Raw genomic sequence first — 7,345 nt, 5'->3', positions numbered from 1 at the left:
GGTCTGGCGGACTGTCTCCGTTGCCCTTTGGCTTTTTGGGCGGCTCGGAGCCATTGTTGTTGCCACGACCCCAGCCTGGGTCATTCAGATTGAATAGTTTGGTAATTCGAGGCATTGTTTCCCACGATCTGACCGATCTCCGCAATTGCCCCGCGCAACGCTTCCAGACCGGCGCGCTCGGTAGCGCTTACGAACACTCGCGCAATCGTACCACGGGCGTCGCGCTCAATCCGCGGCTCAAGACCGGCCCGGTCAATCTTGTTGTGCACCATGATGGTCGGAATGGATCCCGCGCCGATTTCGGTCAGGACTTTATTGACCTCGGCTATCTGCTCATCACGCTGCGGACTGGCCGCATCGACGACGTGCAGCAATACGTCGGCGTGGATGGTTTCCTCCAGCGTTGCCCGGAAGGCGGCAATCAAATTCGGCGGCAAATCGCGAATGAACCCGACGGTATCGGACAACACTACCGATCCGGTACCCTCGATCCAGATGCGGCGGGTGGTGGTGTCAAGCGTAGCGAACAACTGGTCAGCGGCGTAGGCCCCTGCCCGCGTCAGGGCATTGAAGAGCGTGGACTTGCCGGCGTTGGTATAGCCCACCAACGAGACGGAAAGCGCTCCGCCTCGCGCCCGGGCGCGGCGCTGCGTCACACGCTGACGCTCGACACGATCGAGCCGCTCTCGCAGCATTTTGACTTTGGCGCCGATCATGCGACGGTCCATTTCGAGTTGTGATTCGCCCGGCCCGCGCATACCGATACCGCCGCGCTGACGTTCCAAGTGAGTCCACATTCGCGTCAAGCGCGTGACCAGATGCTGTAACTGCGCCAACTCGACCTGCAGCTTGCCTTCGTGGCTTTTGGCGCGCAGCGCAAAAATATCCAGAATAAGCGCGACTCGGTCGACGACTCGCAAATTGAATTCACGCTCGAGGTTACGTTGTTGTGCCGGCGATAACGGCTGATCGAACAGCACAATGTCCGCCAACAAGGCGCCCGCGGTGGCAACGGCCTCTTGGACCTTGCCTGATCCGATAAAAAATTTGGCGTCGGGCCGATCGCGCCGCGATGTGACCGTGCCGACGATCTCGGCGCCCGCACCACGCGCGAGCATGGCGAACTCTTCGGCATGCGCGACGAAATCGGGATTGCCCAAGTCAACGCTGATGATTAGCGCACGCATACATTACCCCCTACGCTGCGCTTGCAGTTCGATGCACCAAATAGGCGCATTTTTAATGATAGTACCGAGTGACACACTGGCGTGCACGCTGCGCCTGCGGCTGGAATACCCCGAGGACGCATGCCGGGCGATAAGAAAACGTTCCCCACCACAGCGAAAATGCCCGCCGACACGATCCGTGCGGCGGGCAAAAAAAGGTACAGCTGGAGCTTGACGATTATTCAGCGGGAACATCCACCTGAAAGTTGACAGCGCGAGCGGGAACGACGGTGGAAATGGCGTGCTTGTACACCATTTGCGTCACGGTATTGCGCAGCAAGACGACATATTGGTCGAACGACTCGATTTGCCCTTGAAGTTTGATACCGTTTACGAGATAGATCGACACAGGTACGTGTTCTTTACGCAGCGTGTTTAAAAACGGATCTTGCAGAGTTTGCCCTTTATTGCTCATTGGCCAGGCTCCATTTGTTTGTTTTGAGTGGTGGCAGACGCCGAAATGTGTACTCTACAAGGTTTTCCGAGGCCGTGCCACTTGCCTTGCGGAGCAAATTCTTTCATAAGGTGTCTGATTTATTAACAATGGGGCAAGTCGCCTCGCCCCGCCCTCATACCAAAATAGTCTTGAGGGTTTCTATCAGACGCGCGCATTGCGACTCAGTTCCAACGGTAATACGTAAAAACTGATCGATGCGGGCCTGTTTGAAGTGACGCACAATAATACTGCGCTCGCGCAATGCGGCCGCCAAGGCGCCGCCATCATGCCCGGGATGCCGGGCAAACACGAAATTGGCCGCCGACGGCAGGACCTCGAACCCGAGGGCCTGTAACTGACTGACCAGGGCCGTGCGCGTGGCAATCACGAATTGGCACGCCTGTTCGAAATAGTCCGTGTCTTCGATAGAGGCCACGGCGCCCGCCTCGGCGACACGATCGATCGGATAGGAATTGAAGCTGTTTTTGACGCGCTCGAGCGCGTCAATCAATACCCGGCTACCGACTGCGTACCCGACCCGCAACCCCGCCAACGAACGGGATTTGGACAAGGTCTGGATAACCAGCAGGTTCTCATAACGGGAAATAAGGCTTGCAGCAGATTCCGCCCCAAAATCGACATAAGCCTCGTCGATGACGACGACGATATCGGGGTTGGCCGCAACGATACGCTCGATATCCGACAGCGGCAGCGCCCGGCCCGTCGGGGCATTCGGATTCGGGAAAATGATCCCGCCCGCCTGCCGCCCTGCCGATGGCAAGTAGTCCTGCACATCGATGCTGAAATCTTCTTTTAACGGTACGGCCTGATAGGCGATCTGGTACAACCCGCAATACACGGGATAAAAACTGTACGTGATATCTGGAAACAGCAGCGGGCCGTCATGCTTGAGCAGGGCCTGAAAGGTATGCGCCAGAATTTCATCTGACCCGTTGCCTACGAAGACCTGATCGGGCTGCACCTGATGATGGGCCGCAACGGCGCGGCGCAGCCGTTCCGAACCTGGGTCTGGGTAGAGTTTCAGGCTGTCGTTGCAGGCGGCCTGCATGGCCTGCAGCGCCTTGGGCGAAGGCCCTAGCGGATGTTCATTCGTATTGAGCTTGACCAGATCCTGTAACTTGGGCTGCTCGCCCGGCACGTACGGGCTGAGTTCGCCGACGACGGAACTCCAAAAGCGACTCATGCTCAATTTTCCTGCGTGTAAGGATTATGCGAGGATTTGAATTCGATGCGCAGCGGCGTGCCTGCGAGCTTGAACGCCTCGCGAAAGCGGGTTTCCAGATAGCGGCGATAGGAATCCGGAATGGCATCGAGCGCGTTGCCGTGGATCACCACCAGCGGGGGATTTTGTCCGCCCTGGTGGGCGTAGCGCATCTTGGGCCGGAAAATCCCTTTGCGTGGAGGCTGCTGCTGCTCCACAGCGGCCTGCAACTCACGCGTGAGCTTGGGCGTCGATAATTTTGCAAACGCTGCGGCGTGCGCGCCCACCACGGATTTGAGCAAGGGCTTGATGCCCTGGCCTTTCAGGGCGGAAATGGTGTGTGTCGGCGCAAAGGACAAGAATCGCAGCTTGCGGTTGTATTCACGCTCAATACGCTCGCGCTGATCGATATCCAGGCCATCCCACTTGTTGATCGCCACAACGACCGCACGGCCCGTTTCCAGCACAAACCCGGCAATGTGCGCGTCTTGCTCCGAAACCTCTGTTTGAGCGTCCAACACCAAGAGCACCACATTGCTGGCCTCGATGGCCTGCAGCGTCTTGATGACTGAAAATTTTTCTACGGCTTCGAAGACCTTGCCACGGCGGCGCAGACCAGCGGTATCGATCAAGGTGTATTTACGACCGTCACGCTCGAAGTCGATTTCGATCGCATCGCGTGTCGTACCCGGCATGTCGAACGCGATGACGCGGTCTTCGCCCATCAAAGTATTGATCAAGGTGGACTTGCCCACGTTGGGCCGGCCGACAATGGCGAGCTTGATGCGATGATCGGGGGGCAATTCCCCATCGGCCGGGTCGGCTTCGGGCTCAGGCTCGACCAGATCCTGCAATGCCAATTCGATCAGATCAACGATCCCGTCACCATGAGCCGCCGAGATGGGATGTGGTGTGCCCAGCCCCAGCTCGTGAAACTCGCTGGTGGCGTTGCCAACGCCCATGCCTTCGGCCTTGTTGACCGCGAGCACCACGCGTTGTTGCCCGGATTTACGCAACAGTTGGGCAATCTCGTGATCGTGCGCGTTGACGCCAGCGCGAGCATCGACGAGGAACACCACTACATCGGCTTCGGCAATGGCCTGGCTCGTCTGACGCGCCATTTCACGCAGAATGCCGGTTTTCGCGACCGGCTCGAAACCACCGGTGTCAATGACGATGAAGGGGATGTCCCCGACCCTGCCCTCACCGTAATGGCGATCGCGCGTCAAGCCGGAATAATCGGCAACCAGCGCCGCGCGAGAACGCGTCAGGCGGTTAAAGAGGGTCGACTTGCCCACATTGGGGCGACCGACCAGAGCGACGACGGGCTTGAAGGACACGATTGAGCCAAAAGATGAAAATTAGTTGGTGCCAAGCAGCACAAGATTGCCATTGCCGGTTTGAACCAGCACGCCAGCAGACGTGGACTGCACAGGCGAGAGGATGGCGCCGCCCCCGACCGATAGCCGCGCCAGCAAGCTGCCATCACTGCTGGACAGGAAATGCACGTAACCGTCCAGATCGCCCACCGCAACCGCCCCGCCCAACGCGGCAGGCGCGGTCAGCTTACGGTTTTTCAGCGCAGCCTGTTTCCAGACATTGTTGCCGTTCTCGAGCGCAAAGGCGTTCATGACACTGTTTTGGTCCGGCGCATAAGCAAACTGGCTATCCAAGGTCATGCCACTGGCGCTGGAGAAGTCTTTAGCCCACATGGGGCGGCCGCCCTGGCTGACGTTAAAGCACACGATACGGCCTTGGTATGCGACTGCGCAGAGCAAAGGACCGGCCAAACGCGGCGCCCCGACGACGTCGGTCAAACGTTCGAGATCGCTCGATCCGCGCGGCGTAGCTACAGTGCCTTCCCATTGAACGTTGCCGCTACCCACGTTGATGGCCAGCAACTTGCCGCCAGGCAAGCCAGTAATGACCAGGCCTTCGGCCATGACCATCTGCGCAGTGCTGCGCAGCGCCAAGGCGGGACCAGGACGTTGCAGGCTCCAGAGGCGCTCGCCAGTCTCGATGTTGTAGGCTTGAATCCGGTAGTCGCCGCTGCGAACCACCACAGCGCCATATCCCACCACCGGCGCGATATCGACGTCACTGCTGGCCTGTGCCTTCCATTTGACCTTGCCCGTATCGTCAAACGCAATGATCTGGCCCAGCGGCGACGCCACGACCGTGGTCGATCCATCACTGCCCGGACCTGCAGAGAGCTTGGTGTCGGCGTCGGCTTTCCAGAGGATTTTTCCGCTCGACAGCTCTACCTTGGCAACGGAACCGTCGGGCGTTGCGGCATAGACCGAATTACCCACTACGGCGGGCACGAAACCCAGCCCCGAACCGCTACCGATAGACGTCGACCACACCGAGCGAACGGACATCCCCGCTGAATACTCAGTCAATGGCGCGGGCTCGTAACGAGCGTCATCACTGGCGCAACCGGCCAGAACCAACAAGCCCGCGGCAAGCGCGGCGCTACGCACAGCTCGGTGAAAACGGAAAATAGTCATACGTTCATGCTCCGCTGAGAGCGTCCAGTTTCAGTTGCACGGCCTGACGCAGAGGGTCGGCAGCACTCAGTCCATCCAGAGCGGTTTGCCAGGCCTTGCGAGCCTCCTCGGGCTTGCCTTGAGCGGCCAGGATATCGCCGCGGCGGTCCGCATAAAGCGTCGCAAATGCCGCCGGCGGATTGTCCAATTGAGCCAAGGCGGCATCGTACTGTTTCTGATCCAGCAGCAGTCCTGCCAGACGCTCACGCGCCACAGGCTGCAGAGCCGGATGCTTGGACTGCGAGGCCAGCCATTCGAGTTGCTGGCGCGCGCCATCCAGGTCCTTTTGTTGGGCGAGCGCCTGAGCAGCAACCAGCGCGCCGCGTGCGGCATACCCCGTGGCCGCGTAATCGTCGCGCAAGGTCGAGATAGCGGCCTTGATGCGCACCGCGGAATCGGTACTGCCCAGACGGGCGGCGTCTTCGAGGGCTTCGAAGTAGCCCATCGCCTGATTTGCGCGATGGCTTTGATAGGCCTTCCAGCCCCACCAGCCGCCCCATGCGAGCACGGCGATGGTCACCAATGCCATGATCAACGTGCCATAGCGCGCCCACCACGCCTTGAGCGCGTCGAGTTGTTCCTGTTCTTCGAGATCGTATGCCATGCTTACCCTAGGATTTCAAAACATCCGCCAAGCGGTCCAGCTGGACCTGCTGCTGAGCTGCCTCGTTGGCGGCATCGGCACGCAGGAACTTGACGCTGGCCGTCTGCGAGGCGACTTCGTCGGTGCCAAGAATAACCGCAACTCGGGCACCACTGGCATCGGCCCGTTTGAATTGCGACTTGAAACTGGCCGATCCGGCATGCACGATGACGGAAAAGCCGGCATCGCGCAATTGCTCGCCCACGCGCGCCGCCAGGCGTTGGGCCTGCTCGCCCTGGTGAACGACATAAACGTCACATTCTGTTGTGGCAGCCGCGGGCGCGGTTTGTTCCCAGAGGTCCAGCAGACGCTCCATGCCAATCGCAAAGCCGACGGCCGGTGCGGGCTTGCCGCCCAGCAGCTCGATCAGACCGTCATAGCGGCCACCGCCGCAAACCGTTCCCTGCGAGCCCAGGCGGTCGGTAACCCATTCGAAAACGGTCGAGTTGTAGTAGTCGAGGCCGCGCACCAAGCGAGGATTGAGACGGTACTCAATGCCGGCATCCGCCAATAATTGGCACAAGCCATCAAAATGGGCGCGCGACTCGTCGCCCAGAAAATCAAACAATCGCGGCGCGCTGTCAGCCATCGCCTGCATGGCCGGATTTTTCGTGTCCAGGACGCGCAGCGGATTGCTATACATGCGGCGCTGGCCATCCTCGTCAAGCACGTCGCGATGTTGTTCCAAGTGCGCGATCAATGCGGCACGATGGGCGGCACGCTCGGCGGGCTGTCCCAGAGAATTGAGCTCCAGGCGCACATCTGTCAGCCCCAGCTGTTTCCATAGACGCGCCAACATGATGATGAGTTCGGCATCGACATCCGGGCCGGCAAAACCTAGTGCTTCAACGTCGATTTGATGAAACTGGCGATAACGGCCGCGTTGCGGACGCTCATGCCGAAACACCGGGCCGATGCTGTACACCCGCTGCGGCCGGTCATAGAGCAGGTTGTGCTCGATCGTGGCGCGCACTACGCCCGCGGTCATCTCGGGACGCATGGTGAGCGACTCGCCGTTCAGCGCATCGGTAAAGGTGTACATCTCTTTTTCGACGATGTCAGTGACCTCGCCGATGCCGCGCGTAAACAGGCGCGTATGCTCGAGCACAGGCGTGCGCACATTGCGATAGCCGTAGCTGCGCAACCAGCCACGCACGATGTCTTCGAATTGCTCCCACCGGGCGCCATCGGCCGGCAGGACGTCATTCATGCCGCGGATAGCGGCGACTTTCTGAAACGCTTGCGTCATCTTCATCATGCCGCAGCGAA

Annotated in this window: 7 protein-coding genes; all 7 read right to left on the bottom strand. The window is 59.8% G+C overall.

The genetic code is table 11. The features are described from left to right. Positions 1-80: 80 nt before the first annotated feature. The 7 genes from hflX to hisS all read right to left on the bottom strand — a co-directional run bounded on the left by hflX (position 81) and on the right by hisS (position 7,325). On the bottom strand, positions 81-1,187 hold the full coding sequence (gene hflX / locus ACNA0I_RS13370; RefSeq protein ID WP_415806501.1) for a GTPase HflX: 1,107 nt from the start codon (positions 1,185-1,187) through the stop codon (positions 81-83). A gap of 217 nt (positions 1,188-1,404) precedes the next feature. Continuing rightward, positions 1,405-1,641 carry an RNA chaperone Hfq gene (gene hfq / locus ACNA0I_RS13365; protein WP_012248943.1) on the bottom strand — a complete coding sequence of 79 codons (237 nt, stop codon included), beginning with the start codon at positions 1,639-1,641 and terminating at the stop codon, positions 1,405-1,407. A 154-nt stretch (positions 1,642-1,795) separates the two neighbouring features. Further along, on the bottom strand, positions 1,796-2,866 hold the full coding sequence (gene hisC, locus ACNA0I_RS13360; RefSeq protein ID WP_415806499.1) for a histidinol-phosphate transaminase: 1,071 nt from the start codon (positions 2,864-2,866) through the stop codon (positions 1,796-1,798). A gap of 2 nt (positions 2,867-2,868) precedes the next feature. Then, on the bottom strand, positions 2,869-4,224 hold the full coding sequence (gene der, locus ACNA0I_RS13355) for a ribosome biogenesis GTPase Der (RefSeq protein WP_415806498.1): 1,356 nt from the start codon (positions 4,222-4,224) through the stop codon (positions 2,869-2,871). Between the two features lie 21 nt (positions 4,225-4,245). Further along, positions 4,246-5,394 (bottom strand): outer membrane protein assembly factor BamB, encoded by a 1,149-nt coding sequence (gene bamB / locus ACNA0I_RS13350; RefSeq protein WP_415806497.1) that lies wholly within the window; start codon positions 5,392-5,394, stop codon positions 4,246-4,248. Positions 5,395-5,398: 4 nt separating this feature from the next. Further along, positions 5,399-6,037: a YfgM family protein gene (locus ACNA0I_RS13345; protein WP_415806496.1), complete on the bottom strand. Its 639-nt coding sequence runs from the start codon at positions 6,035-6,037 to the stop codon at positions 5,399-5,401. Positions 6,038-6,044: 7 nt separating this feature from the next. After that, a complete protein-coding gene (gene hisS / locus ACNA0I_RS13340) occupies positions 6,045-7,325 on the bottom strand; it encodes a histidine--tRNA ligase (protein ID WP_415806495.1) in 1,281 nt (426 codons plus the stop codon). Between the last annotated feature and the right edge of the window lie 20 nt (positions 7,326-7,345).

Source organism: Bordetella muralis (genome assembly GCF_965139205.1).
Classification (GTDB): domain Bacteria; phylum Pseudomonadota; class Gammaproteobacteria; order Burkholderiales; family Burkholderiaceae_B; genus Bordetella_A; species Bordetella_A muralis.
The sequence above is the reverse complement of the archived record's forward strand: the minus strand, read 5'-3'. Positions and strand labels throughout refer to the sequence as shown.